Source organism: Enterococcus saccharolyticus subsp. saccharolyticus (assembly GCF_029023825.1).
Classification (GTDB): Bacteria; Bacillota; Bacilli; order Lactobacillales; family Enterococcaceae; genus Enterococcus_F; species Enterococcus_F saccharolyticus.
The window spans coordinates 577,501-603,003 of record NZ_CP118957.1 but is presented as its reverse complement, the minus strand read 5'-3'; the positions used below and the strand labels follow the sequence as shown (position 1 = coordinate 603,003).

At 37.6% G+C, this 25,503-nt stretch carries 25 protein-coding genes, 1 tRNA gene and 4 pseudogenes (1 of these 30 only partly in view); 7 read left to right on the top strand and 23 right to left on the bottom strand.

What is annotated here, in order from left to right; translation table 11 throughout:
- Nucleotides 1-24 precede the first annotated feature (24 nt).
- The 4 genes from PYW32_RS03165 to PYW32_RS03150 all read right to left on the bottom strand — a co-directional run bounded on the left by PYW32_RS03165 (nt 25) and on the right by PYW32_RS03150 (nt 4,449).
- The gene (locus PYW32_RS03165) at nt 25-648 is read right to left on the bottom strand and encodes a histidine phosphatase family protein (protein ID WP_016175777.1); all 624 of its coding nucleotides are present in this window, start codon (nt 646-648) and stop codon (nt 25-27) included.
- A 9-nt stretch (nt 649-657) separates the two neighbouring features.
- Complete coding sequence (gene trmL, locus PYW32_RS03160; protein ID WP_016175778.1) at nt 658-1,161, bottom strand: tRNA (uridine(34)/cytosine(34)/5-carboxymethylaminomethyluridine(34)-2'-O)-methyltransferase TrmL; 504 nt, start codon at nt 1,159-1,161, stop codon at nt 658-660.
- 132 nt (nt 1,162-1,293) lie between these two features.
- Nucleotides 1,294-3,312 (bottom strand): Ig-like domain-containing protein, encoded by a 2,019-nt coding sequence (locus PYW32_RS03155; protein WP_016175779.1) that lies wholly within the window; start codon nt 3,310-3,312, stop codon nt 1,294-1,296.
- Between the two features lie 294 nt (nt 3,313-3,606).
- A complete protein-coding gene (locus PYW32_RS03150; protein WP_016175780.1) occupies nt 3,607-4,449 on the bottom strand; it encodes a methyltransferase domain-containing protein in 843 nt (280 codons plus the stop codon).
- A gap of 80 nt (nt 4,450-4,529) precedes the next feature.
- Here PYW32_RS03150 and PYW32_RS03145 point away from each other — a divergent pair, with 80 nt between their 5' ends.
- Nucleotides 4,530-5,174, top strand: coding sequence for a copper homeostasis protein CutC (locus PYW32_RS03145; RefSeq protein ID WP_016175781.1), 645 nt, complete (start codon nt 4,530-4,532; stop codon nt 5,172-5,174).
- Nucleotides 5,175-5,277: 103 nt separating this feature from the next.
- Here PYW32_RS03145 and PYW32_RS03140 read toward each other — a convergent pair.
- From PYW32_RS03140 to PYW32_RS03130, 3 genes and pseudogenes are all read right to left on the bottom strand, one after another.
- Nucleotides 5,278-6,221: pseudogene (locus PYW32_RS03140) on the bottom strand (glycosylasparaginase).
- Nucleotides 6,222-6,233: 12 nt separating this feature from the next.
- Nucleotides 6,234-6,584 carry a glycoside hydrolase family 20 protein gene (locus PYW32_RS03135; RefSeq protein WP_016175783.1) on the bottom strand — a complete coding sequence of 117 codons (351 nt, stop codon included), beginning with the start codon at nt 6,582-6,584 and terminating at the stop codon, nt 6,234-6,236.
- 6 nt (nt 6,585-6,590) lie between these two features.
- Entirely contained in the window at nt 6,591-7,133 is a 543-nt protein-coding gene (locus PYW32_RS03130) for a family 20 glycosylhydrolase (RefSeq protein ID WP_016175784.1), read from the bottom strand.
- On the opposite strand from PYW32_RS03130, the pseudogene PYW32_RS03125 reads away from it, so the two are divergent.
- Nucleotides 7,097-8,317 (top strand): annotated as a pseudogene (locus PYW32_RS03125) (alpha-L-fucosidase). The gene PYW32_RS03130 and the pseudogene PYW32_RS03125 overlap by 37 nt on opposite strands.
- A 47-nt stretch (nt 8,318-8,364) precedes the next feature.
- Here the strand turns inward: PYW32_RS03125 and PYW32_RS03120 are convergent.
- Nucleotides 8,365-8,916: a biotin transporter BioY gene (locus tag PYW32_RS03120; protein WP_016175786.1), complete on the bottom strand. Its 552-nt coding sequence runs from the start codon at nt 8,914-8,916 to the stop codon at nt 8,365-8,367.
- Between the two features lie 67 nt (nt 8,917-8,983).
- Here PYW32_RS03120 and PYW32_RS03115 point away from each other — a divergent pair, with 67 nt between their 5' ends.
- Complete coding sequence (locus PYW32_RS03115; protein ID WP_016175787.1) at nt 8,984-9,289, top strand: CHY zinc finger protein; 306 nt, start codon at nt 8,984-8,986, stop codon at nt 9,287-9,289.
- Between the two features lie 57 nt (nt 9,290-9,346).
- Here the strand turns inward: PYW32_RS03115 and PYW32_RS03110 are convergent, their stop codons facing one another.
- From PYW32_RS03110 to PYW32_RS03100, 3 genes are all read right to left on the bottom strand, one after another.
- A complete protein-coding gene (locus PYW32_RS03110) occupies nt 9,347-9,787 on the bottom strand; it encodes a hypothetical protein (protein ID WP_016175788.1) in 441 nt (146 codons plus the stop codon).
- Nucleotides 9,788-10,183: 396 nt separating this feature from the next.
- The gene (locus tag PYW32_RS03105; protein ID WP_016175789.1) at nt 10,184-10,453 is read right to left on the bottom strand and encodes a glycosyl hydrolase-related protein; all 270 of its coding nucleotides are present in this window, start codon (nt 10,451-10,453) and stop codon (nt 10,184-10,186) included.
- Entirely contained in the window at nt 10,454-11,425 is a 972-nt protein-coding gene (locus PYW32_RS03100) for a glycoside hydrolase family 38 C-terminal domain-containing protein (RefSeq protein WP_245558551.1), read from the bottom strand.
- Here PYW32_RS03100 and PYW32_RS03095 point away from each other — a divergent pair.
- A pseudogene (locus PYW32_RS03095) lies at nt 11,368-12,954 on the top strand (GH92 family glycosyl hydrolase); the annotation flags it as partial. The gene PYW32_RS03100 and the pseudogene PYW32_RS03095 sit on opposite strands and share 58 nt — an antisense overlap.
- A 35-nt stretch (nt 12,955-12,989) precedes the next feature.
- On the opposite strand, the gene mgtE reads toward PYW32_RS03095, so the two are convergent.
- The 4 genes from mgtE to yjbM are packed head-to-tail and all read right to left on the bottom strand — an operon-like array spanning nt 12,990 to nt 16,748.
- Entirely contained in the window at nt 12,990-14,357 is a 1,368-nt protein-coding gene (mgtE, locus tag PYW32_RS03090; RefSeq protein ID WP_016175792.1) for a magnesium transporter, read from the bottom strand.
- A 5-nt stretch (nt 14,358-14,362) separates the two neighbouring features.
- Nucleotides 14,363-15,265: an RluA family pseudouridine synthase gene (locus tag PYW32_RS03085; RefSeq protein ID WP_016175793.1), complete on the bottom strand. Its 903-nt coding sequence runs from the start codon at nt 15,263-15,265 to the stop codon at nt 14,363-14,365.
- Between the two features lie 5 nt (nt 15,266-15,270).
- Nucleotides 15,271-16,068, bottom strand: a complete 798-nt coding sequence (locus tag PYW32_RS03080; RefSeq protein WP_211210805.1) for an NAD kinase — start codon at nt 16,066-16,068, stop codon at nt 15,271-15,273.
- A gap of 5 nt (nt 16,069-16,073) precedes the next feature.
- Entirely contained in the window at nt 16,074-16,748 is a 675-nt protein-coding gene (gene yjbM / locus PYW32_RS03075; RefSeq protein WP_016175795.1) for a GTP diphosphokinase, read from the bottom strand.
- Nucleotides 16,749-16,892: 144 nt separating this feature from the next.
- Between yjbM and PYW32_RS03070 the strand changes: the two genes are divergently transcribed.
- Both PYW32_RS03070 and PYW32_RS03065 read left to right on the top strand, forming a co-directional pair.
- Nucleotides 16,893-17,462: a CYTH domain-containing protein gene (locus PYW32_RS03070; protein WP_016175796.1), complete on the top strand. Its 570-nt coding sequence runs from the start codon at nt 16,893-16,895 to the stop codon at nt 17,460-17,462.
- Between the two features lie 86 nt (nt 17,463-17,548).
- Entirely contained in the window at nt 17,549-18,190 is a 642-nt protein-coding gene (locus PYW32_RS03065) for a DsbA family protein (RefSeq protein ID WP_016175797.1), read from the top strand.
- 218 nt (nt 18,191-18,408) lie between these two features.
- Here PYW32_RS03065 and tnpA read toward each other — a convergent pair whose 3' ends face one another.
- On the bottom strand, nt 18,409-18,882 hold the full coding sequence (gene tnpA, locus PYW32_RS03060; protein ID WP_016174131.1) for an IS200/IS605 family transposase: 474 nt from the start codon (nt 18,880-18,882) through the stop codon (nt 18,409-18,411).
- 198 nt (nt 18,883-19,080) lie between these two features.
- Here tnpA and PYW32_RS03055 point away from each other — a divergent pair, with 198 nt between their 5' ends.
- Complete coding sequence (locus PYW32_RS03055) at nt 19,081-20,631, top strand: IS1182 family transposase (RefSeq protein WP_016252699.1); 1,551 nt, start codon at nt 19,081-19,083, stop codon at nt 20,629-20,631.
- A 103-nt stretch (nt 20,632-20,734) separates the two neighbouring features.
- On the opposite strand, the gene PYW32_RS03050 is transcribed toward PYW32_RS03055, so the two are convergent.
- The 7 genes and pseudogenes from PYW32_RS03050 to PYW32_RS03020 all read right to left on the bottom strand — a co-directional run.
- The gene (locus PYW32_RS03050) at nt 20,735-21,478 is read right to left on the bottom strand and encodes a C39 family peptidase (protein WP_245558552.1); all 744 of its coding nucleotides are present in this window, start codon (nt 21,476-21,478) and stop codon (nt 20,735-20,737) included.
- Between the two features lie 98 nt (nt 21,479-21,576).
- Nucleotides 21,577-22,935, bottom strand: coding sequence for a hypothetical protein (locus PYW32_RS03045; RefSeq protein ID WP_016175800.1), 1,359 nt, complete (start codon nt 22,933-22,935; stop codon nt 21,577-21,579).
- Nucleotides 22,935-23,477 (bottom strand): RNA polymerase sigma factor, encoded by a 543-nt coding sequence (locus PYW32_RS03040; RefSeq protein WP_016175801.1) that lies wholly within the window; start codon nt 23,475-23,477, stop codon nt 22,935-22,937. Before PYW32_RS03040 ends, PYW32_RS03045 begins: the two co-directional genes overlap by 1 nt.
- Before the next feature lie 98 nt (nt 23,478-23,575).
- A complete protein-coding gene (locus tag PYW32_RS03035; RefSeq protein WP_016175802.1) occupies nt 23,576-24,268 on the bottom strand; it encodes a Crp/Fnr family transcriptional regulator in 693 nt (230 codons plus the stop codon).
- 84 nt (nt 24,269-24,352) lie between these two features.
- The gene (locus tag PYW32_RS03030) at nt 24,353-24,799 is read right to left on the bottom strand and encodes an organic hydroperoxide resistance protein (protein ID WP_016175803.1); all 447 of its coding nucleotides are present in this window, start codon (nt 24,797-24,799) and stop codon (nt 24,353-24,355) included.
- A gap of 124 nt (nt 24,800-24,923) precedes the next feature.
- Nucleotides 24,924-24,996: transfer RNA gene (locus PYW32_RS03025), tRNA-Thr, on the bottom strand.
- An 85-nt stretch (nt 24,997-25,081) separates the two neighbouring features.
- Nucleotides 25,082-25,503, bottom strand: a pseudogene (locus PYW32_RS03020) (HAD-IIB family hydrolase) (it continues 331 nt past the right edge of the window).

The following is a 25,503-nucleotide window of genomic DNA, read 5'->3' as shown; positions in this document are numbered from 1 at the left end:
GGTTCCCGCTCCTTTCTTAAAAAATTACGCTAGAAAACGAACATCATTCCACTGAGAAAGATGATAAGGCGTTTGTTTATCGACTGTTTCTAAAATTGTTAAGCTATTATTTAATAAGTTGCCCATTGCTTTTAATTCAGAAACTTTTTTTCCTGCTAAATATTGCACAGTGGCGGTAAAAGAAGCGCCGTGTCCGACAAATAACAGGGGACCATCATGTATGGCAACTGCTTCAAAAATCACCGATGACACTCGCTGCAACATCTCTTCTGTGGTTTCTCCGTTAAATGCAGATGGATCATACCGATCTAAATGATGACGTAAATTCGTTAAGTCATTGCCGTATAGTTGATACATGTCATCAATGCTTTGACCTTCTAATTCGCCATAACCCATTTCTCGTAAGCCATCCTTATAGATGATTTCAGTCGGATGGAACAATTCTTGTTGGATTCCTTGAGCCGTCTCACGCGCACGTTTTAACGGACTAGAATAAATCGCTTCAAAGGGAATCTCTTTTAAATGTTCACCTAACAAACGGATTTGTTCATAACTTGTGGGCAATAAAGGGGAATCCCCATTCATTCCTTGGAAACGGCGTGCTTGATTCCACTCTGTTTTACCGTGACGTGTAAAATAAAGTTGCATAATAAACTCCTAATCGATTTTATCGTTTTCGTAGTGATGCGTGAGTTCCAAATTGGGAAATCCTTGTTGACGCAATGCTTCATAGACAATTAGGGCTGCTGTGTTGGATAGATTTAATGAACGGACATGTTCGTCGTTCATTGGGATACGTAGACATTTCTCTGCATTTTCACGCATGAATTCTTCTGGCAATCCGGTTGTTTCTTTCCCAAATAAGAAATAATGGTCACGCCCATCATCAAAGGTTTCTTCGCTATACACTTTATTCGCAAATTTAGAAATTAAATGGACTGCTTGACCTTCTACGCTTGCCATAAAATCAGCTAAACTTTTATGATACGTAATATTCACATCATGCCAATAATCTAAACCGGCACGTTTTAACTGCTTATCATCCGTAGAAAAGCCTAATGGTTCAATTAAATGTAACGGTGAATTCGTTGCTGCACACGTACGTGCAATATTTCCAGTATTTGCTGGAATCTGTGGTTCAAATAAAACAATATGATTCACAAAAAATCCTCTTTTCTTTTTCAATAGTTCATCGATATTCTTAACAATGATAACGCAATTTTTTATTTTTTACCATCTTCTTTTATTTTGCAAAAAAAATGCCTGAGAGAACCTTTCTCCCAGACATCTGACTTAATTTGTTTTTCTGCGTTTGATGAAAATCACTAGACCAGCAATCACTATCACGCCCCCAACAATTGGTAAGTAGTCAGAGAATTGTTCACCTGTACGTGGCAACAAACTTGTTTTACGCGTACTTGTTGGATACGTTGTATTGGTTCGTTTTGGTAAAGTGAACGAGCTGTTTCGACGAGTTGTATTTGTCGTTGTGTTTCTAGTAAAATTATTACGTGTGCTAGTATTGCGTGCCGCTTTTAAGGCAGCGATATCCGCTTCTAATTTTTTAATACCATCAGCAATTTCTTGCGCTGTCGCTTTCGCATTGTTAAAAACGCCTTGTGCTTCTGCTAAAGAATTTTTGAACGCGTCCCATGATTTCATATCAAAATCAATCGCTTTGAGTTTTAACGCTTGATCGATTAACTTACCTAAAGTTTCTTTATCTGCTTTAGCAATTAATGCCTCTTTTGCTTTTGTCAATTCAGTTAAAGCATCGTCCACTTTTTGTTGCACAACATCTGCTTGGTCGATAATTTTTTTCGCAGCAGCCAATTTTTCAGCAAAAACTTTCCAAGTTTCACCCGTATAATGTTCTTTTGCTAATTTTTCGGCTTTTTTAATAGCTTCTGCCAGTTTTTGCTTATCAACCGCTGGTGTCTCTGATTGTTTTTCTAATTTATCTATAGCCGTAGTGAGTGCTTTTGTGGCATCATCCACCGCCGCTTGCGTAGCATCGCTTGTTGCGACTTCTTTGGCTTTTGCTAACGCTGTTTCAACAGCTTGCCAACTTTTTTCAGTATATTCTTTTGATGTCAGTGCTTCGGCTTTTTTAATAGCAGCTGATAATTGGCTCTTATCAACTTTCGCCTGTACTGTTTGTAATTCTTTTTGCGCTTTTGTTAGTTGTTCGACTGCCGTTGCGACTTCTTCTTTCGTCGCATCCGCATTGTCAAAAACAGTTGTTGCTTGTGTTAATTTTTCTTGAAAAGCTTGCCAAGAAGTTGCTTCATAGTCTGTTTGTTTGGCTTTTTTCGCTTGCGTAATTGCTTGCTCTAATGCCTTTTTATCAGGTGTCGCAACTAAATTGTCCATTGCTTGCGTTAAGTTCTTCACTGCAGCATCAATGTCCGCTTGCTCTTGGGCATTCACCACAACATCTTGTGCAGTGGTTAAAGTAGTCGTCAATGCTGCCCAACTAGTAGGTGTGTACTGGTCTTTGGCTAAGGCAGTCGCTTGGTTAATACCATCAGTTAAAATTTGTGTATCTAACGTTTCCACTAATGCGTAATACGAAAAATGGGTTGTTTCGAACACATAAAAATTTTTTTCGACCTTCCCTTTGACTGCTTTTACTTGTTTCGTTTGCGCATCATAAGTATATAGTTCCACTCGTTCTTGATTAAATTTTTTTGGGACTGGTATATAGACTGTGACTGTACCAGTGGGTTGTACCTCACCAGATTGATTCACTAATTGAATGTCATATAAACGAATGTCGCCTTTTGTTTCTTCTTTAATCTTTTGATAAATTTCTGTTTCTTGTTGCATAACTGCTACTTTTAGTGTAGCTGCTTGTGGTAACACACTCGTTAATCCAGCAAGACGAATCCCCGAATCTCCTGAATCTGTAACTTCAATGACTGGATCTGTCACGGTTACGCTAATTTTTTGCTCCAATCCATTGACCGTTTTCGCAGTAATCGTCGTTGTCCCTGCTTTCAGTCCTTGCACACGTCCATCTGTAACTTTAGCAATCTGTTCATTGGCACTTGCCCATGAGACTTGTTTATTTTCAGCATTTTCTGGTAAAACAGTTACTTGAATAAGTTGTTCCTCATTTACATTGATGCTTAACGAAGCATTCGCTACTTGTAATGCATTAGGTTCGATAGCAACTGTTGTTTCTACCGTACTTTCTACAGTTGTAGGTACCCCCTCTTCGGCTAAGGCTACTGTACTTGTTAGTAAAAAAGGTACGAATAATGTAAACAAAGCCGTTTTGCTTACTGTTTGATACGTAAACTTTTTCATTGTGTTCACTCCTCCATTTGAAAAGCTTTCATCTGACTTAATTAAACACCATCTATCGAAATTTATCAAAAGATAACTCACTTTTTTCTTAAAGATTGAAATGTATTTGAGTGCATAAAAAAAACGTACCAACTCGGTGTCCAGCACTGCGAGTTGTTACGTTAGTGAAGCTCTTTTCACTAACTTTTATCAGAACAGGATGCTGATAAAAACCAATGAAAAATGACTTGAAATTAATATATCATTCTTACTCTCTGATTGCAAGGGATTAATCTAGAAAAATTCAAAAAAACTTCAATTTTTTTTGCTAATTAAGATATCTAAATCAATTGTAATTTGTGTTAGAGGATTTGCTTGAATTTTTGCCTTTCTTTCTGGTGAAACGCCCCACTCTAACGGTGACATTTCTAATAAAGACAAGCGATTTTTTTCAGGAATATCAAACACATAGGTCACCTGTGTTTGTGTCATATCAGGATAAATTTGTTGGAACTTATCGACAACTTGTTGATTTGAATAGCTTTGTTTTTGCGCATCTTCGGGATAAAAAGCAGCACGTAGTTCTTTTAAATAGCCACTGCGCGGCACAACTTTAATTACTTGACCATCTGTTTTTAAAATACGGTCAAACTCTTGGTAATTGGATGGCGAAAAAATATTCAAGATAGTTGAAAACGATGCATCCGCAAAAGGTAAATTCGTCAAATCAGCGACACACCAAAATAAATTTGCCGGTTGATTGGTGGCTAAATAAATGCCTTCTTTTGAAATATCAAAACCAATGCTCGCTCCTAAAGAAACTTGTTTGGCTAAATTGTTTAAGAAACTTCCTTCGCCACAACCAACATCAAGAATTTGTTCATTTTCACAAAGTGGTGCTAAAACATCAAGCAATGGTTGATACATGCCACTTTGAATCATCGCTCCACGATGTAAAAACATCTCATGGTCATATTCTGTTTTAATTTGGTGATCTAAAAAATACAATGTTCCCTTTTTCGACAAATCAAATCGATGACGATTCGGACAAATGATTCCTTTGGCTAAAGCGGTCATCGGTTCATGGCATAATGGACATTGAAATAAAGGTGCATTTTCTTGTAAAAATAATGCACTACGGTCAATTTTTTTTAACATCTCGATTCCTCATCTTTCCTTCATTACTTTAGCATATTCTTATGCTAAAATGCTAGTAACAAAAGAAAAGGAGCAAAAAGATGTTAAAAGAATTTTGTGCAGAAAATTATACTGATTTACCTCAAGCAATTGCTAAAGGTGCCAACCGCATCGAACTTTGCGACAATTTAGCAGTTGGTGGGACAACGCCAAGTACTGGTGTGATTGAGGAAGCGTTAAGTTATACAGGTGAAAAAGGTGTCACTGTGATGACAATGATTCGTCCACGCGGTGGGGATTTTATCTATACTGATATTGAATTAAAAATCATGCACACGGATTTAATTGAAGCAAAAAAATTAGGTACTGACGGTGTGGTCTTTGGTTGTTTAACACCTAGTAATTGGTTGGATGAAGAAGCATTAGAGATGTTAATTGATAACGCAGAAGGATTACAAATCACCTTCCATATGGCATTTGATGCAATTGCCAAAGAACGTCAATTTGAAGCAATTGATTGGTTAGCAGAACGTGGGGTGACCCGTATTCTAACCCATGGTGGACCAAGCGGCACACCAATTGCCGACAATTATGACCATCTCAAAGCCTTAATTGCTCATGCCAACGAGCGAATTATTATTTTACCCGGTGGTGGTATTACCTTTGAAAATGCCCAAGAGGTTGTTGATACATTAGGTGTAACAGAAGTTCATGGAACCAAAATTGTCCCGTTAGATTCATTATAATAGCGACAAAAAACAATCCGTAAAAGATAGCGTCCATCCTGTGAGCATTCAGGTCCACACATCTTCTTTTCGGATTGTTTTTGCTTAGATAACCTTCTGATGATTAATCGACAGTTGGATTTTTACGTTGTTGTTCCAACCACTCTTCAGTAATTTTTTCAATAGTTGTTTGCTGGTTTTGAGCAGGTGTTGCGACATACATCGTTGGTTTCTGTTGTTGTGTTGCCACAACAAAGGTAACTCTACATTTGTAGCAACGCCCCATGCACCCTGACAATCCATAGCAATCAACGAGAAAGCACCCGCTTTTTTATTGCGTTTTGTTAAGCGACTATCAAAATCATAGACGGCTTGATCGCAGGCTTCTTGTGGCGTGCGTCCTTCTTTCATTAGACGAACGATTTCATAAGACAAGCAGCCCTTCATTAAATCTTCGCCCAAACCAGTGGCAGCAGCTCCTCCAATCTCACTATCGACATAGAAACCCGAACCACTTAAAGGTGAATCATCCACGCGACCAGGTTGCTTCATGAATAAACCTGAGCTAGATGTCCCAGTTGCCATACTGCCACTGACATCAAGTCCCACCATGCTGACCGTATCATGTCCATCGTAAGGATTTAACTGATTTTTTTGGACTTCGGCTAGACGTCTCTCCCATTCATCCTTCGCTCGATCAGTCAACATATTTTGAACATCAAAACCATGCAAAATGGCATACTCACGAGCTCCATCACCCACTAAAAAACTATTAAAGCGTTCTTTACTCAGCTGTTTCGCTACAGAAATAGGATTTTTTACATCTGACATACCTGCTACGCCACCGATTTGATAGGTATCGCCATCCATATACGCTGCGTCTAACTGCACCGTCCCTTGAATGTTCGGTAAACCACCATAACCAACTGATTTATACAACGGGTTGTCTTCCACTAAACGGACCGCCGATTCAATCGCATCACCAACTGCTACGCCCTCTTTGAGTAACTGGCTTGCGGCAGACACCCCATCAAATGCCATGCGCCACGTTGCAATGATTCCCCACATAAAAACTCCTCCTTATTGAAAGTATGTTGTCATTATTTTTTCAATTTGTTGTTTATCGGCAAATGGTGTTGTTAATTTTTGCATCGCCGCAAATAAAAGGTACGACATAATTTCCCAGAAAATCGCAGTTTCTTGTGCTTCTGGTCGGTCACACCAAATAGCTAAAGCAATGCCTGGTAATTGCGACGTCAGCTGTGGCACGATTTGTTGTTGCGGATACATTTCGGGCGTCCACTGCGTCATAATTTTTTCGTACGTCGGATAACTGTAGCCCGCGTTTTCACCTAACACATAATAAAAATAATTGTCATTAAAATTAATCACTGTATACTCTTTTTCTAAAAATGTTGTGACCGGTGCCATATATTGTCATTTTGTCCAATAAGTAATCTCAACGTTTTTAGCTAATGGTACTTGTTCCCCACGATTTAAACGGAAGAAACCATCATTCCAGATTCGTGGCACAAATCCCCACTCACTCACTTTTTCAATTAATTGATTGACATAAGCGACAAACGTATCGATTCCTTCTGCTGCTTCACTATAAGTTGCTTTGGCATACGCACGTAATTCTGGATACGCCTCAATTTGGTCAAAATCAACAAACTCATCGCCACCGATATGAAAATAGGTACTATCTGTAAATAATTCAGCATATTCTTGGTAAATCGACAAGATGAACGCCACGGCTGCGGGATCACAAATATTCAACGCAGCAGGATCTTTCTCTAATGTGCCATCAGCTAATTTCTTTTGTAGCTGCCATTCGGGATGTGTCCGTAGAATTTGTTTTAAATGCCCCGGACTATCGAAATCAGGAATGATTTCAATCCCTGCATGTTGTGCATATAAAATAATTTCACGAATCTCATCTTTTGTCAGATGCTCCTCTGAAACAATTTCCGGCGCCACTTCTGATTCAAAATGAACAAATTACACCAGAAAATTACCGTAAATATTTTGAACACTTTGATCCAGATTTATTCGATGCCAATCAATGGGCACAAGAAATTAAAGCCACCGGTGCAGAGTACGTCGTATTTACGACGAAACATCATGAAGGCTTTGCTTTTTGGGATACCAAAGAATCCGATTATAAGATTACTAATACACCTTTTGGCCGCGATTTACTGGCTGAACTTTTACCAGCATTTCGACAAGCAGGATTAAAAATCGGATTATATCATTCCTTAATTGATTGGTATCATCCCGAATTTCCAATTGATGGACTTCATCCTTGTCGTGAAGATGAAACCTATCGAGCAAGTAATTCTCAGCGAGATTTAAAAAAATACCAAGATTTTCTTGCAGCACAAGTAACAGAATTATTGACAGATTACGGCAAAATCGATTATATGTGGTTTGATTTTTCTTATGCACATCGTGATTAGGAGTGGTCTGTTGGCAAAGGTGCAAACGATTGGGATGCACGTCGTTTAGAAAAAATTTGTCGAACCTTACAACCAGAAATGTTAATTAACGATCGCTTTGATTTGGGTCATGGAATTACCACACCTGAACAATATCAACCAGACAAACCCTTATACAAAGATGGACTCCCAGTTCTATGGGAAGCTTGTCAAACAATGAATGGCACTTGGGGGTACGATCGAGACAACCAACAGTGGAAATCCTCCGAACAAATTTTACAAATGCTAATTGACACTGTCGCAAAAGGTGGCAATTTCTTAATGAATACCGGACCAAACGGACGCGGATTAATTGATAAACAATCTAAAGAACGATTCTCTGATTTAAGTGAATGGTTTTATCTCCACAATCGTTCTATTAAACAATGTGGTCCAAGTGACTTTGTGCCACCTGTTGATTGTCGCTATACTCAAAATGGCAATCGTCTCTACTTGCATATTTTTTCTTGGCCCTATTTCCATATTCATTTAAAAGATTTAGCAGGAAAAATTCGCTATGCGCAATTTTTAAATGATGGTTCTGAAGTCTTTTACCGAGGTTTTGATCCCGAAGAAGTCATTACAACCACAGAAACCATTATTGAACCTAATGATATTGTCTTGCAATTACCAACTAAACGTCCTGATGCTTTGGTACCTGTGATTGAAATATTTTTAAATGAGTGAACAAAAGCACTTAGAAAAATTTTCCTAAGTGCTTTTAATATTCTCTATTAATAAACTACTCTTTCCTTACGATAAATAACTTTCAATAATCGCTCGGCAATGATAATGACTAGAATTACTTTTAAAGTATCACCTGGGATGAAAACAGCACTGGAAATAATGGCAGCAGATAGATTCATACCAGTCACGATTGAAAGTCCAATTGATCCTAATAAATCGACCAACAAGACACCTGGTAGTGCAACAATTAAAAATTTAATTCCCCAATTTTTTGTTGTCATAAATTTTTCTTGTCCCAAACCAATTAAAATAGCTGAAATAAACCAACCGATTAAATAACCAGTTGTCGGTCCTAGAAAAACTGAAAAACCGCCTGAACCACCAGATAAAAACGGCATCCCTACAGCAACTAAGATTAAAAACAAAGCAACTGCTAACCCGCCTCTTTTCGCTCCCAATACAATCCCTGCTAACATAATTCCTAAATTTTGTAACACAATTGGTACTGGAATAAAACCTAATGGAATCGGTGGAATCATTCCTAAAACAATAATAATTGCCATCATCATCGCCACCATCGAAATATCTTTTGTACGCATAAAAAACTCCTTTCTTTTTGTTAACCAATTATATTATAATGGTTAACAAAAGGGAAGAGGTTTTTTGATGATTATTTACGGAAAAGGGATTGATACTGAGGGAAGATGTAGTCATTACCATCAAGAAAATGATATTGTCGGTTTAAAATGCCTGACATGTCAAAAATATTATGCCTGTTATCAATGTCATGATAGCTGCGAAACACATCCATTTGAAGCAATTCCAAGGACTGATTCTGCTCCTGTAATCTGTGGGCGTTGTCGCACGACATTGACGTTCGCTCAATATAAAACAGGCGCATGTCCCTATTGCCATGCTAGCTTCAATCCGAAATGCCAGTTACACGAGTCTATTTATTTTAGCGATAAGTAGGTATAAAAAAGAAACGTCTGCACTAATAGACGTTTCTTTCTCGTATAACCGGTTTTATCAATTTAAACAAAGTTCTATCCCTAACTTTTGCAAATCTTGATATTCTGCGTCATCAATTTGCCAGAAAAAGAGATTTTCATGACCAATAACACTTAATATATACTGATTGCTATTAAATCTAAAAAATGAAATATCTTCAAAAAAATTCGGTGCTTGCCAATCGGTAAAACAATCTGTATAAGATAGAAAAATAGAAAGTGTTTTGCGGTTAAACTGATACGTATAAATTTCAACGCTACCTTCACTGATTTCATTCACATGCCATTCTGTTCCCTGTATCTTGCTCACAAGAAATGGTTGTAATTCATTCAGTGCTTGGTTCAATTTATCATCAGTGGTTTCATCAGAGATAATATCAGTCCGAATGATTGTTTCAAATCTATCACATTTTTGAAGCAAATAATTTAACAAGGCTTCATATTCGTTATCTCGTTTCATCTCAGATGATAGATATTTTTTTCATTACGACCTCCATTAACCAATCATTGTATTATCTTTTCAGGATATAAAAAACAAATGAGATTGCTTTCTATTATAAGTATGATAATGAGGAGCATTCCCCTTACCATACGCTTGGTCTGAAAGAGTCTTCCTCATATTCCCTATATTCCCTACATACATCGCTATTTTATATGCGACAATTGAATTTTCAGACCAACTATCCTTTCTTAACTTGTTGTGGTTCTTTATGTTGTTCTTAGATGACTCATCAAAGATCAATTATAAAGGATTTTTTCGTTTCATGGAATAGGTTAAGAATTTTATGCAATACTAGTGTTCCTATTTGTCTACAGTCTAAGAGGGTGTGACGTAAATACGTCACACCCCCTCTTTCTAGTTCATCAAACCAATCGTACGAATTTCGTATGGTTGAATTTCTGATACATAATTTTCTTCAGTTGCTTCTTCAAGCAAGTTTAATACCACTGGTGTGGATTCTGCTTTTTCAATCGTTAATGCTTTGACTTCATCTGACATATTATATCCACGTAAAATTAATGCTTGGTCAGCTTTTCGACGTTTCAATGCAGTCGGCACAAATGTCTCACTTTCAACTTTTACATAATGATACGTTGCTGGATACGCGCCTGATTGAACAGCCACTTACGCCACTGTAAATGGTACTTGCGCCGTGTACGCATGTTTGTATGTTTCATAACGTGTTTCAGGGGTTCCATGAAGTTCCACACTATAATTAAATGTGTGCTCTCCTAAACATTGTGCTTCTGGTGTTGGGAAATATCCCCAATCGCCTAGTTCACGAACACAACGTAATAAAGTAACCGCAATCGTATCGTCCACAATCTCATATTCATTTAATCCAAAGTTTCCAACAGTCACTCCGCGTGTTGCATCATGTAAATTAGCAAATGCATGTTGATGCTGAGGGTTCGTTGGATTTTCCCAACTTGGTGAAACTTGATTTGGACGTTCAACGATTTCATAGATACTATCTGCTTCATGCGTCTCTACTTGTAAAGCAGTTGGGAATAATACACGTAAACGATGGTCTTTCATTTGATTGTTTAGGCGTGTTTCAAAATCAACTTTTTTACTATCTTTATGAACAGTGACAAATGTTTCAATCGTTAACGGTGCCGTTTCTTTTGAACGGCCTGCTTTACGACCAGTAAAACCAATGACCATTTGTTGTTCAATATCCAACAACTCATCTGCAGAAACAGGAATTTCTAGGACATGTGTCACTTTGACAACTGCTTTATCGGCATGATTTTCGACAACTTTCAAATCAGCTACGACATCGTTTGATAAAATTGCTTGATCATTTTTTGGCTTCATGAAAATATATTCGTTAGCAATATCGCCAACATTTTCAAATACTAATAAATCAGTCACGGTCTCTTGTGTTGTTTTGTCTGTAATTGCTAAAGTACCGTTTTCAGCAATTTCTACTTTAATTTGTGTATTTTCCAAGATACGTCCATCAGCGCTGGCTAATTTTTCTGTCTGATTTGTCGCTACTCCTGAAACTAATGCCAATGTCGTCCATGAGAATGCCGCTAAATCTTGGACAGCAACAAGCCACCGGCAAAAATGGCACACTCTTGCTTTCATTTACAGCAAAACAACAAATTGTCCGTTTTGGTACGTCATTTATCAGCCAAACACAAGCACACTTAAACTTGTCACGTGAAAAAGACTTACAACCAAATGATTACCTGCTGCAAAGTCAACAGCTATGGCAAGAGTTATTGCAACGAATTGAAATTGAACATCATGATGCCCAGCAAGTGGCAACTTTTTATCATAATTTTTATCGAACATTCTTGTTTCCTCAAACTTTTTACGAACGTGATGAGCAAAATCAAGCCATTCACTACGATACATTGAATAAACAGGTACGTTCTGGAGTTCTCTACACCAATAATGGGTTTTGGGATACGTATAAAACAGTCTATCCCTTGTATTCGTTAATAGCGCAAGAAAAATACGAAGAAATGCTGGAAGGATTTTTAACTAGCTACAAGGAAACCGGCTTTTTACCAAAATGGCTTTCACCAGATGAACGTGGCTTAATGCCTGGTACTTTAATTGATGCCGTGATTGCTGATGCTGCGGTGAAAAAACTGCGTCCTGATCTAATGCCCGAGTTACTTGAAGCAATGAAAAAAGCGGCTACGATTCAAAGTGACAATCCAAATTACGGAAGACAAGGAACCACTGACTATTTGAACTATGGTTATGTCCCAAGTAGTTATCACGAGTCCGTCAATCATACACTGGATTACGCCTACAGTGACTTTTGTATTAGCCAAGTAGCACAAACAGTTGGTGCCACTGAAGATATTAACCATTATCAACAACAAGCACGTAATTATCAAAATATTTTCGATCCTATCACTGGATTTATGCGTGCAAAAGATACGCAAGGTGTCTTTCGTGAAGATTTTCTATCGATTCGTTGGGGGAAAGATTATGCCGAGGGAAGTTCTTGGCAAAGTAGTTTTGCTGTTTATCAAGATTTTGCCGGATTGATTCAACAACACGGCGGAGCAAAAGTCTTTGAAGAAAAATTAATTGAACTATGTAACCAAGCACCTACGTTTAATGTCGAAGGGTATGGGTTTGAAATTCATGAAATGAGCGAAATGGCGGCGATTGAATTTGGACAATTAGCTATTTCCAATCAACCAAGTTTCCATTATCCATTCTTATTTAGTTATATTGGCAAACCAGAAATGGCACAACCATTAATCAAACAATTACTCACACAAACCTTCCATTCAGGAACAGATGGTTATCCGGGAGATGAAGATAATGGTAGTATGTCTGGTTGGTATATCTTCAACAGCCTAGGGTTTTATCCGGTTACCCCAGGTTCGGGTGAATACGTCCTAGGGATGCCACTCTTTGATAAAGCGACCCTTCATTTATCAAATGGTCATACCTTGACGATTGAAAGTAGTCCCAATTATCCGCAGCAACAATTTTTACATCGCGTGATGCGTAACGAGCAAGAATATACGAAATTATTCTATCGCCATGAGGATTTAATGACTGGTGGAACTATCTTTAACCAATTAGGGATTGTTCCAAATGCTAAAACGTATCAACAAGAAGATTATCCTTTTTCATTAAGTTAAAAAATGAGGGACTGTGACATACGCCACAGTCTCTTTTAATTTCCAATAAAATAATTCATAAACATACTTGCAATATTAAAATAAATCAACACACTGGTTAAATCACTTAAAGTTGTAATAAACGGTCCACTAGCAACCGCCGGATCAAATCCTAATTTATCCATTAACATCGGAATCAAACTACCGGCTAAATTGGCAACCGTAATAGCACACATCATCGCCATTCCAATGACAAAACCTAAAATCGGATTGCCCTTCCAAACAGCTACAATCGCAAAAATAGTTAAACCCGTAATGGCGCCCGTCACAACTCCGGTTAAGACCTCACCAATCACGGTCGCAAAAAATGTATTGCTTTTGTCATCATTCATCGCTAAACGGCGTACTGCTACGGCTAATGATTGCGTCCCAGCATTACCGGCAGTTCCGGTAATTAATGAAATAAAGACCGCTAAAATACTCGCTTCGCTAACTAACACTTCATAATGACTAATTAAACTGGCAGTAGCCATTCCTAAAAAGAGTAAGGTAATTAACCATGGAAGTCGTTTGCCGGCTGCTTTAATTGGGTTTTCGCTGATTTCTTCCACGTTAACCCCTGCCAAACCAGAATAGTCACTGGCAGCTTCTTCATCGATAACGTCGATGATGTCATCGACAGTCACAATCCCTAATAGATGGTCATCATAATCGGTAACAGGTAATGCTAAGAAATCATAGTCACGGAACGTTTGCGCCACATCTTCTTGGTCATCGCCTACGTGGACAGATATGACACGTTCGCTCATGATATCAGAAATCATGGCATCATCATCACTAACAATTAAATCTCTTAGAGAAATAACCCCAACTAAACGGCCTTCTTGGTCAACCACGTAAATGTAGTAAATCGTTTCGGCAGCTTTGGCTTCATTTTTTAAGACGTACATCGCTGAACGCACCGTTTGATTTGCAACGATGGAGACATATTCCGTCGTCATAATTGAACCGGCTGTTTCATCTTCATAGTGCAACAATTCTTTAATTTCGGCGGCATCTTCCGCATCCATTAAACTTAAATATTTGGCAATTTGCTTTTTGCTTAATGTATTTAATAAATCGACGGCATTATCCGTGTACATTTCAGATAACATCTCGGCAGCATAACTTGGACGCATTTCCGCTAGATAATCTTTCATGTATTCATTATCTTCTTCAATCACGTCAAACATGTCCGCCAATTCTTTTGGTGAAAGATAAGAATAAACCAAAAGTCGTTGATCGTCTTTTAAGGACTGATAAAACTGTCCCTGTTCATAAATATGCATCTCCAAAAATTCATCTCTGAATTCATGCAGATTCCCTTCATCCAAATCTTTCCGCAATTGAGCAAAACGTTCTTCTAATTCTTTTGTTTCATCCAATCTCTTCACCTCGTTTCAATTGTTTGTTTAATTTCTGCCATATCCGTTGGTAGGGGGCAATGAAAATGTAACGCTTCTCCTGTAAAAGGATGCGTAAAATGCAATTCATAGCAATGCAGCGCTTGACGAGTTAGTGGCAAATTCATCGTTCCATCGTACATATCATCGCCAATCAGTGGACAACCAATCGCAGAAAAATGCACACGAATCTGATGGGTTCGTCCAGTATGCAGTTGAATATCTACTAAAGCGAACTCATCACTTCGTTTTTCTAACCAATACTCCGTATGCGCATATTGTCCTGCATCTGACACCATCCGCTTAATCAATGACGTATAATCACGTCCGATAGGCAATTCAATCTGGGCATGTGCTTGTAAAGAAGACACATCTCCTGAAAGTAGTGCTTGGTATTTTTTAATAAAGTTTTTTTCACGTAACTGGACATCTAATTTAGCATGAGCAAATCCATGTTTCGCAAACAACATCAACCCAGAAGTATCCCGATCCAAACGCGTAACCACATGAACGACTTGATTGACATAACCTTGACGCTTGTAATGGGCTTTCACACGATTGGCCATTGTCTGATTCGGATGATACTGTGCAGGAATCGAAGAAACACCGGCTGGTTTATTCACCACCAAGATATGCTCATCTTCAAAAACAATATCAATTGGTGTTTCATCCAATAAGACAGTCTCATGCTCGCCTTCATCTGGAATAACAATTCGGACTTGATCCCCTGCTTGCAGTTGATACAATACATTGTGAATCACATCGTTCACAAAAATTTTGCCACCTTGAAACTTAATTTTCGCTAATAACCCTTTTGAAATCCCTTGCTCTTTTAAAAAAGCTTTGACTTGCTGCGGGTGTTCTTTTTGATACTCATAAATAAATTCCATATAGTTTACAAATCTCCAATAAAGGCATCACGCACTCGATGCCAAAAATGCATGTGACGATACGATGCAAAATGAATTCGTTCGTCAGCGATTCGGTAATGTACCGAATCAATATGATCTTGTTGAATATTAAACTGATCAATCGTTACAAGATAATCTGTACTATCTTGTAACTTAATCTCTACCCATTCTTGTTGGGCAACCACAATCGGTGAACCCAATGTGCGAAACACCCGATTATTTAATGAAGCAATTTCAGCTAATTGAAAGGCATTAATACTTGGATGCAATACAGCACCACCGACACTTTTGTTGTAAGCAGTCGAGCCTGTTGGTGTCGAAACAGATAATCCATCACCACGAAAACGCTCAAACAATTCATCTTTGATATAAATATCAGCCACCATTGTCCGATTGCCACGTTTAATCGTCGATTCATTTAACGCTAAAAAATGTTTATCTGGTTTGCCATTGCGGTATTTAATGCGCACGTCTAATAGTGGATAACTGACACTTTTTTCTTGGTTGGTACAAAGAGTTTCTACTAATTCTTCTAATTCATAGTCACGCCAATCCGTATAAAAACCTAAGTGTCCGGTATGCACCCCTAAAAAGCGAACCTTGTCTAATTTGTGATTATAGAGATGGAATGCGGATAACAATGTCCCATCGCCACCTACTGAAATCACAATATCTGGTTGTTCACGATTAATTTCATGTCCTCTTGCAGTCAAAAGTTTATACAATGTATCCGCGGCTTTTAAGGATTTTTCGACGTGACTGTGAATGACAGCCACTTTCAATTGTCTCATAAAGATTCTTCCTTCCATTCCGCAATCTGCAGGTAACGACTATCGCCCGCACTGCCTTTGCCATGAGAAAACAAATGCTGTGCTTCTTGAATCTCTTCTCGGATACTCGACATTTCCCCATCTAATTGATAGGCTGCTTCTGCCGCACGTTTTAAACGTTCACCAATTTCTTTAGGAAAATCTCCTTGGTATTTATAATTTAATGAGTGTTCAATTGTTGCCCAAAAGTTCATTGCTAAGGTACGAATTTGAATTTCCGCTAGGATTTTCTTTTCTCCTTCTACTAATTGCACAGGATATTCAATGACTAAATGGTACGAACGATACCCACTGGCTTTATGATTGGTAACATAATCACGCTCGATAATAACTTTTATATCTTTCCGACTACGTAATAATTTCACGACCTCATGGATATCTTCAACAAATTGACACATAATTCGTAATCCAGCAATATCCGACATTTCTGCTTCGATTCGATTGACTGGAATATTGCGCAACTCACATTTTGCTAGAATACTTTCGACAGGTTTGACACGTCCGGTAACAAATTCAATCGGAACGTGTTGATTTTTTTCACGAAATTGTTTGCGAATCCCGCGAAGTTTGACCTTCAATTCTGCAACTGTTTGCTCATAAGGGGCTAAAAAACTATCCCATTCCTTTTCCATACACATTCCCTCATTTCTCAGCTAACATACATCTACTATTTTATCATAAGTGATGAAAAACCTTTAGTGTTCCTCTTCAGTTTTGTGCAAAAAGTTGACGAACTTCGCTATCTAAGGTAAAAAGAAGACAAGGAGCTGACAAAGATGAAACAACTTGAAATTGAATTTAAAACGTTACTAACCGAAAGAGAGTACCACTCACTTTGCCATTTTTATCATTTAACAAAACAGGATTTTCACACACAAACCAATGTTTATTTTGACACACCTCAAGGAGATTTGCGACAAAAACACTGTGGGTTAAGAATCCGTCAATACGCAGACAAAGGCGAAATCACCTTAAAAACACCACAAAAAGTCGGTTTATTAGAAACAACTGATTCGTTTACGCTAACAGAAATCCAACAATTAATAAAAGAAAAAAAAATCCCCACAACTGGTGCAGTTGCAAAAGAATTAAAACAATTAACGATTGCTATTGACCAATTGACTGTTATTGCTTCTTTAACGACCAAACGTGCAGAATTCACTATTCCAGAAGGGCTATTAGCACTTGATGAAAGTTGGTATAACAATCAACATGACTATGAACTAGAGTTGGAAGTTTCTGACGCTGAAATCGGAAAACAAGCATTCGATACTTACCTAGAAGCGCATAATCTTTCTTATCGTCCAGCAGAAAACAAAATTATGCGTGCAATTAAGACAATATAAAAAGGTTTTCATTTTCCCTTTTCTGTATTTTCTGTTAAAGTATAGATGATTTAAATTAAAAAGTAATGTATTTGGAGGAACACCTAGTGATCGAGATCTATTTGTTTATTCACCCGTTTGGTTCACTTTGCTTAGAAGAAGAAACCAGATTAATCGATTTTATTAACGAAAGTTCTGGGAAAATCAACTTACAAATCTTGCCTTTTGTTAATATGACCACGACAGCATCTGTGATGTGCACGTATGGTTGGGACAAAAAAGATTTAGACTCTAGAAATACTTTTTTGAACCATTCATATTCAGCAGCACTTGATTACAAAGCAGCACAACAACAAGGAAAAAAATATGCACGCAATTTTTTACTTAAACTGCAAACGGCTATTATCTGTCACAAAAAACCTTATTCGCAACAACTAGCAGAAACTCTTTTTGCAGAAACTGGTGGCGATATTGACATGTTTCGTGAAGATCGTCAATCGACACTTGTTAAAGAAAAATTTTGGCAAGACCAACAAACAGCCAGAGATTTACATATTCAACACCAAACCTCAGCAGTTGTCTATAATTTTTACCGTGAAGAAGACTATGGCTTACTGTTACAAGATGGCGATGCCCTTCGCACAATTCCTTCTTTGTGTCAAAATGCCGGAATATTCTCACATTCACAACGTTTAAAACGTGCCAATGAACGTGTCCAAGTAGACATCCCTACATTAAGATTATTGTAAACAAAGAGGCCGTGACATAAGTCCCTAACAAAAAAGTGCATGAAATGACGAAAAACCGTTCATTTCATGCGCTTTTTTAGTTAAAATCAAAACCTCCAGTGTGAACTGGAGGTTTGTTCTTCGGCTGAAAGCCTCTTTTACCGGCCATAGCCTAAAAGGCTTCCTGAACGGTTTCCCACTTGCACCACTTTTACTCACTGATCCTTAAAGAATCTCTTTCACTTCTTCTTGTTTTTTTGTCCTGTAAACGGATCATACTCTTCAAACAATGTTAGCTGATCTGCTACATAATCTTCTTGTACTTGATTCCGAATGTATTCTTCGATCTGCTTCTTATTTCTTCCTACTGTATCCACGTAATACCCTCTACACCAAAATTTTCGGTTCCCATACCGATACTTCAAATTCGCATGTCTGTCAAAAATCATTAAGCTACTCTTGCCTTTTAAATAGCCTACAAAACCTGATACACTATATTTTGGTGGGATACTTACGAGTAAGTGGATATGATCTTTGCACGCATTTGCTTCGATGATCTCCACTCCTTTTCTTTCACATAATGTTCGGATGATCTCACCTATACTTTTCTTATACTTTCCATAAATCACTTGTCGTCTATATTTTGGTGCAAAAACAATGTGGTACTTACATTTCCATGTCGTGTGTGATAAACTTTCATTAGCCTTTTTCATAATAGGCACCTCCTAAATTGATGGATGTGGTGGTCGGGAAACCAATTTCATCTTATCATTTTTGGGAGGCTTTTTTAATACCTCGCTGGAAGCTCTTTGGAACCCCCGGCTTAGCCAGGGGTTTTCAATACACATAAATAAAAGAAGCACAGGATGCCCCCTGTGCTTCAAACATTTAATCCTGAAAGGACTAAAAATATGCATACCTATTATAACATGGATCAACTCACTTTGGACTTATCAACTTCATTTTCTCCCAAAGAAAATCATGTCGCTGTTTTCATTAACGAATTAGTTGAATCTCTTCAAATCAATGAGCCGTATCTTTTTGGACGCCCTAGAGAATATGACCTAGGTGCGATGATGAAGCTGGTTCTGTTTGCCTATACGAGAGAAACCTTCACCAGTCGCAAGATTGAGCGCTTGGCTGAAGAAAATTTATATGCCCGTTGGTTGACCCAAGAACGTGTCCCTTCTTATCGAACGATTGCCCGTTTCTGCGTGTCCAATGATGTGCAGGAACTGACGAATAAAGGCTTAACACATCTGACCGAGTATCTTCGCGCGCGCAATCTGATTGATGATGCGTTGTTTATCGATGGCACGAAAATTCTAGCCGATGCCAATAAATATAGCTTTGTCTGGAAGAAAAACACGATTCGTTTTGATCAGATGAATTGTGAAAAACTCCTTTTATTGATGACGGAATTAAAAGAAGCGTATGCAGTAAAAGAGATTCCCGAAGGGACTTTCCTTACACTAGACATGGTAGATGAGCTGTTGACACGAATGGAACTGAAATTGGAAGAAATTGAAAAAGAAATCCAGTCAACGAAACGAATTTCACCTAATCCCGCAAAAAAACAGCGCAGAAAGCTAAAAAGTCAAGTACGCAAATTAACTGAAAAACGAGAGAAGCTGATTGAACACCAAGATCAGTTTTCTATTTATGGTGCCAGAAATAGTTACTCAAAGACCGATCATGACGCTACTTTCATGCGCGTGAAAGAAAATCATATGATGAATGGTCAATTAAAACCAGCCTACAATTTACAAATCGCTACTTGTAATCAATTTGTTTTAGGATATGATATTTTTCAAAACCCAACTGACACTAGAACCTTACAACCATTACTTGAAAAAATGAATGTGACTAACCAATCACATCGATATATTGTCGCAGACGCAGGGTATGGCTCTGAAAGTAATTATCGATATCTAGAAGATGAACTCCCTCAACATACCGCGCTTATTCCCTACGGAACTTTTTTAAAAGAGAAAAGTAAAAAGTGGAAAACCGATGAGCAAAAAATAATGAACTGGACTTACAGTGAACAGGAAGATTATTATATCGATCCTAAAGGTGTACGATTTAATTTTCATGTCTATCGCAAAAGAACCGATAAAGATGGATTTATTCGAGATTTTAAAGAATATCAAGCAGAAAAAATCGATCTAAATCAAGAAGTGATTCCCGCAGCTTTAACACCGAAGGGGTATATTAGAAAAATTACTATAAACCTTGCTTGGGAATATCATAAAGCCAAACAAAATGAGCTTCTTTCTACCCCTGAAACCGGAAAGGTTTATAGTCGCAGGAAGATCGATGTAGAAACAGTCTTCGGATTTATGAAGGCTTGTTTAGGCTTCACTCGATTCACAGTTCGAGGGTTAGATAATGTAAGAAAGCAATCAGGGTTACTGATTACGGCAATCAATATGATGAAACTGGCAAAAATAAGTAATTAAACCAACCAATTATACTAAAAAAAATGCACGCGAAAATAAAAATATTTTCGCGTGCATTTTTTTTATCGAGGACGTAACTAACTAACTTATGTCACGCCCCCTTTTATTCAAGATACAGCGATTGTTTCCCCATTTTTTCATAAATAGATTGAAAATTATCCCGATCTACTTCACGATGACGATAACCATACGGATCGTTCACATACACGGTGTCCCCTTCAATCCCTGTAATAACGACAGCATGACACAATGGACTAACAGTAATCATTCCATCTTCTGTCTCCCAATCCCATAGATCATCTTCAGTGGGTACTTCAAAATCGACTGTTGTAATCACCAAAACAGGCACCCCAGCACGCACTTGTTCTTCGATTTCAGAAAAATCTTTCTTTGTGCTTACTTTTACCTGATAGTTACTCCCTGTAATTTCTTTCGCTACTTTCGCTAACGGCTCGACACCTACCCCCATGGATTCATATCCTTCTTCAATATTTCCGACGAACCCTTTATGGGGATTTCCATAAAATCCATCTGCAGAGATTAAAGGCACATAGTCTAGCTTTTTCGCTAACTGATTTTTTGTCGTATCAAAACCATAATAACGTAGCAACATCGACAAACTCGTAATTTCACAGCCATTTTCTAATGGATCATTCTTCAACTGACTTTCTAACGGTACATCAATCAAATTTAAAGAATCTCCTGATGTTGGATGGATGATTTCAGAATATGTTTGCATCATCGTTGAATCTTGACGAAAATGATGAGTGAACCACATTGTTCCCGCTCCAACCAATACACCAACTGAGAGAACTGTGAAATAAAGTTGTTTCTTTTTGATTTTCATCAGTCCTTTAAAGTTGTTTATCATTACGTGTTCTTACCCGATAGTATGCCTTGTTTGCTTTCTATTTGTCAATATACACGCGTGTATTTTAACAATATTTACTTGTTTTTTGGAAGTTGAATCCATTGAATAGTTGATGTATTGAAATCTTCTACATACGTTCCATCACTGTTGATTTGAATAAATTCGTCATCCGCTTCAGGAAAGACATCCAAATACCCAATACGAATGACCCTCGTTTCGTTTGGTGCTATATCTTCTAAATGATAAAAATCATGTCCATTTTGTGCCCCTTCAATATACACTGGTTCATTTAGAGGTAGAAAAGGTTCTGTAAATGTGTTGGCTTGTTTTGGTTGATACCGCGATTTTTTCAACTGTAATTGTTCCCAAGTTGTTGAAAAATAGAAATCTTTCAACGTTTGTGTTGAAAGATTTCGAATCGTAAAGGTCATTTCTTTATAGAGTGGTTGCACCGTCTTTTCCTTTATTTGCTCATCCAACGAACGGACGCCATCACCTGCTTGATAAATCTTTGCCGTATACGGGAGCAAGCTTCCTTCAGGTGTAAGAATTAACGAATAATTATCAGGCAAATGATACGAAGACGGCGTTTTAGAAAAATCAGGTAAAGTTGTCCGTTCTGAATAGTGCTGTACCTGGATTTCTAGATCTATCTCACTCGCTGAATGAGTGAGTCGAATAGGTTCATTGAGTTGGTAAATATTTTTACTGTTTTGACGCAATCCCTCAATATGAATCGGCACTCCTCCGTCCTCTTGCACATCAGGTACAATCATTGATTGCTCCTCAGTCGTTCCTTCTAATTGAATACCTGCCAGAATTTTTTCTTGTTCCTTTTGACTGAGGCTATTAGCCAAATAAACTTGTACGACTAGATTTTCAGCTTCACATATCATAAAAGCAACCGTATCAAAATCGGTGCCTACAATTGAACGTTTGACGAAAAAAGTTTTGTTGCCATTAATTTCTGTTTCTTCGACACCCGTTGAAAATGGAATGTTGTATTCTTCTATATCTTTTGGTCGTAAAAGCATACTTGAAAAACCGTCACTTTGTGTTGCTTCATGCCAATATTTCATTCCACCAGAATGAGGAACTAACCCGCTAGGCACATACGTGAAGTTCAATTTACAAGGGTGTTGATTGGCATTTTCTTTTTGAATCTTCACTGTCGTCAAAAAATTGTCTTGTTGCATCAGAATCGACCACACTTTATTTGCTGCGTACACACTAGTCGGTAATAAAAACATTGTTGCAGCAACCCCAAGTATAATCTTTGTGGAACGTTTCATTCCTTTTCTTTTTTTCTTAAGTTTTTTTTGAATCGCCTGTTGATGTATCTCCGAAAAAGGTTGCCCATTTTCTCTTAACAATACATCCAATTGTTCATCAGTCAATTCAGTTAGATTGGTTTTGGGATAATTAGGTTTCATCAGAACTCTCCTTTCATCAGTTGCTTGGCCATTAATTGACGTAGCTTGCGTTTCCCTTTGTATAAACGATTATTCACTTCACTTTTGCTTAATCCTGTCAGGCGGCTAATCGTCTCAGGCTTTTGTTCATACACAAATCGTTGAATACAAATTTCTTTGGTCGGCTCTTTTAATTCTTGAATACTTACTAAAAATGCTGTCCAAATTTCTGGATGTTGCACTGGCGTTTGTAATTCTTCTTCTAAACACACTTCTTCATACTCAAATATTGCTTTTCTACGTAATTTGTTTAAAGCTGAACTTCTGGTAATTAACGCCAAATAGTTTTTTAAGGAACCACGGCTAGGTTCATACTTTTCAGGTGATCTCCACAAACGCATAAACACATCACTCACTAATTCTTGCACATCATGCGAGGGATAATTTTTACCTAAAATGGAATAGGCGACTGCCCAAAGTAACTTGCTATATTGCTTGATGACGGAATCAAATACCACTTCATCCTTTGCCAATAAAGCCATTAAAATCTCTTCATCTTTCACTTTTTCCCCTCCTCACTGATAGATACACAGAAAAATATCGAAATCCTTCCACAAATGAGAAAAACTCGTTGCCATTTCATTTAAGAAATCACAACGAGTTATTCGTTTGCTATTTTTTCTAAGGCATGTTTATCTAACAGTTCAATGATATTGGGAGCAGATTGGGAAACAATTTGTTGTTTTGTCAGTTTGGTTAACCCGCGACTAAACGATTCTGCGGACATTCCTAAATAGGATGCAATATTCTTTTTCGTTGCTTCTAACTGGAGTCGTGGTGTCTGTTGCTTTCGATAAGCTGCTAGAAGATAATTACTGAGACGTGCCACCACACTAGTTGTCGTAATGAGCGTCGTTTGTTGTTCAGAATCAGTTAAACGATTTGATAGTTCTGCTAAAATTTCCCAAGCAATCTGTGGATTAGCCAACAATACTTCTTTAAAATCCTGTCGATGAATGACACAAACTTTGGTTGTGGTGATTGCTTGAACATAATTATCATAGACGCGGTCATTGAATAAAGACATTTCTCCTACAAAATCGCCTTGCTCTAATACACGAATCACTTGTTCTTTGCCTGAAGCAGAAACACGATAAATTTTTACTTGTCCTTCTTGAATTAAATACAACGCTTCAGACGTTTCTCCTGCTTGATATAAAAATGCATCTGCTAAAAATTGCTTTTCAGTGATTCGATGCTGAATGACTTCAATTTGATGCACGACTAAATTCTGAAATAAAGGCATGGTGCTAATACAATGATCGTATTTTGTAAAATCAATTTCTCTGCTCATTTCACTACCTACTTCTCTGACTTTTCTTCTATTATAAAAAACAAACCGTCTAAAATGCAATACACTTTAAACGGTACGAATGATTTATTTTTCTTTGCTTGCATCATAGTCTGTTGCACGAACAAAAATCGTAATATTTCCTTCAAGTGCTTTTGAATATGGACAAATCGCATGTGCTGCTTCGGCAAATTTTTGTGTTTCTTCTAAAGAAACATCTTGAATACCAACTTCAATCGCCACTTCTAATTTAAAATCTGCTGCGTCTGGTTTCTTCCATAAAGAAACAACCTGGGATACTTGAGAATTATTTTTTACTTTATGTTGACCTTTAACCAACTCTAATGCACCATGAAAGCAAGCCGCATAGCCTAATGCAAATAGTTGTTCTGGATTTTGACCGTTACCAGTTCCGCCCAACTTTTTAGGCGTGGCAATTTTCACTTCATACGAACCATCCGATAAATAACTCACACCGTCACGTCCTCCTGTGTTAATCGCGCTTGTTTCATATATTTTTGTATATTCTGACATGTTGAACACTCCTTTTGTTTTGATACACTTATCATAAGGAATTTTCAACTATCATTCCTTGACCTAGGTCAAGACCATAAAAATTTTACAAAAAAAGAACCTTGACGAATCAAGGTTCTTAAAGAGCCACCTGCCGGGCTTGAACCGGCGACCCCCACCTTACCATGGTGGTGCTCTACCAACTGAGCTAAGGCGGCATATCATTTAACACAAATACTAGCATACCTAAAATAACAAAACTTGTCAATATTTTTAAAGAAAATACTCGCAAAAAACAGGCTATTAGCAAAGTTTTTCAATCGCCGTCGCAATTTGTTGACTATCCTTTGGTAGAATTTGACTTTCTGTAATGTGTAACTGATGAGCCATTTGTTTAGAGCCAATAAAATAGCTTTGTTTCGCATTTACTAGTAACTCTACATCATTGCTATCATTGCCAAATGCACTATATTCAATCTGGGAAAAATGAGTTTGTAAGGTAGTAAATTTATTAATTCCTTGTGCAGTAATATCCAAATTTCCTTCATGCATATGCGTAATTAAAGATAACGTTCTATCTGTTTGTAATTCTTGATAAATTTGTTGATATGTTTGCGGTGGAATAGATAGTAGAATGATTTTAATCGGCTATACAATTTGTGTAATCAATACATTTTTAGCCAAATTATTTGGATCTAGTTGTTGATAAATAGGATGTTCCGTTG

Bases quoted from the DNA above. Each gene is read 5' to 3' on its own strand.
- PYW32_RS03155 (WP_016175779.1), bottom strand. From the start codon at position 3,312: ATGAAAAAGTTTACGTATCAAACAGTAAGCAAAACGGCTTTGTTTACA.
- tnpA (WP_016174131.1), bottom strand. From the start codon at position 18,882: ATGAAAAAGGCTAATGAAAGTTTATCACACACGACATGGAAATGTAAG.
- PYW32_RS03085 (WP_016175793.1), bottom strand. From the start codon at position 15,265: ATGGAATTTATTTATGAGTATCAAAAAGAACACCCGCAGCAAGTCAAA.
- PYW32_RS03145 (WP_016175781.1), top strand. From the start codon at position 4,530: ATGTTAAAAGAATTTTGTGCAGAAAATTATACTGATTTACCTCAAGCA.
- PYW32_RS03165 (WP_016175777.1), bottom strand. From the start codon at position 648: ATGCAACTTTATTTTACACGTCACGGTAAAACAGAGTGGAATCAAGCA.
- PYW32_RS03135 (WP_016175783.1), bottom strand. From the start codon at position 6,584: ATGGCACCGGTCACAACATTTTTAGAAAAAGAGTATACAGTGATTAAT.
- PYW32_RS03150 (WP_016175780.1), bottom strand. From the start codon at position 4,449: ATGTTAAAAAAAATTGACCGTAGTGCATTATTTTTACAAGAAAATGCA.
- PYW32_RS03050 (WP_245558552.1), bottom strand. From the start codon at position 21,478: ATGAAAATCAAAAAGAAACAACTTTATTTCACAGTTCTCTCAGTTGGT.
- PYW32_RS03035 (WP_016175802.1), bottom strand. From the start codon at position 24,268: ATGAGCAGAGAAATTGATTTTACAAAATACGATCATTGTATTAGCACC.
- PYW32_RS03120 (WP_016175786.1), bottom strand. From the start codon at position 8,916: ATGCGTACAAAAGATATTTCGATGGTGGCGATGATGATGGCAATTATT.
- PYW32_RS03045 (WP_016175800.1), bottom strand. From the start codon at position 22,935: ATGAAACCTAATTATCCCAAAACCAATCTAACTGAATTGACTGATGAA.
- PYW32_RS03115 (WP_016175787.1), top strand. From the start codon at position 8,984: ATGATTATTTACGGAAAAGGGATTGATACTGAGGGAAGATGTAGTCAT.
- PYW32_RS03055 (WP_016252699.1), top strand. From the start codon at position 19,081: ATGCATACCTATTATAACATGGATCAACTCACTTTGGACTTATCAACT.
- PYW32_RS03070 (WP_016175796.1), top strand. From the start codon at position 16,893: ATGAAACAACTTGAAATTGAATTTAAAACGTTACTAACCGAAAGAGAG.
- PYW32_RS03100 (WP_245558551.1), bottom strand. From the start codon at position 11,425: ATGAAAGCAAGAGTGTGCCATTTTTGCCGGTGGCTTGTTGCTGTCCAA.
- yjbM (WP_016175795.1), bottom strand. From the start codon at position 16,748: ATGGAAAAGGAATGGGATAGTTTTTTAGCCCCTTATGAGCAAACAGTT.
- PYW32_RS03110 (WP_016175788.1), bottom strand. From the start codon at position 9,787: ATGAAACGAGATAACGAATATGAAGCCTTGTTAAATTATTTGCTTCAA.
- PYW32_RS03030 (WP_016175803.1), bottom strand. From the start codon at position 24,799: ATGTCAGAATATACAAAAATATATGAAACAAGCGCGATTAACACAGGA.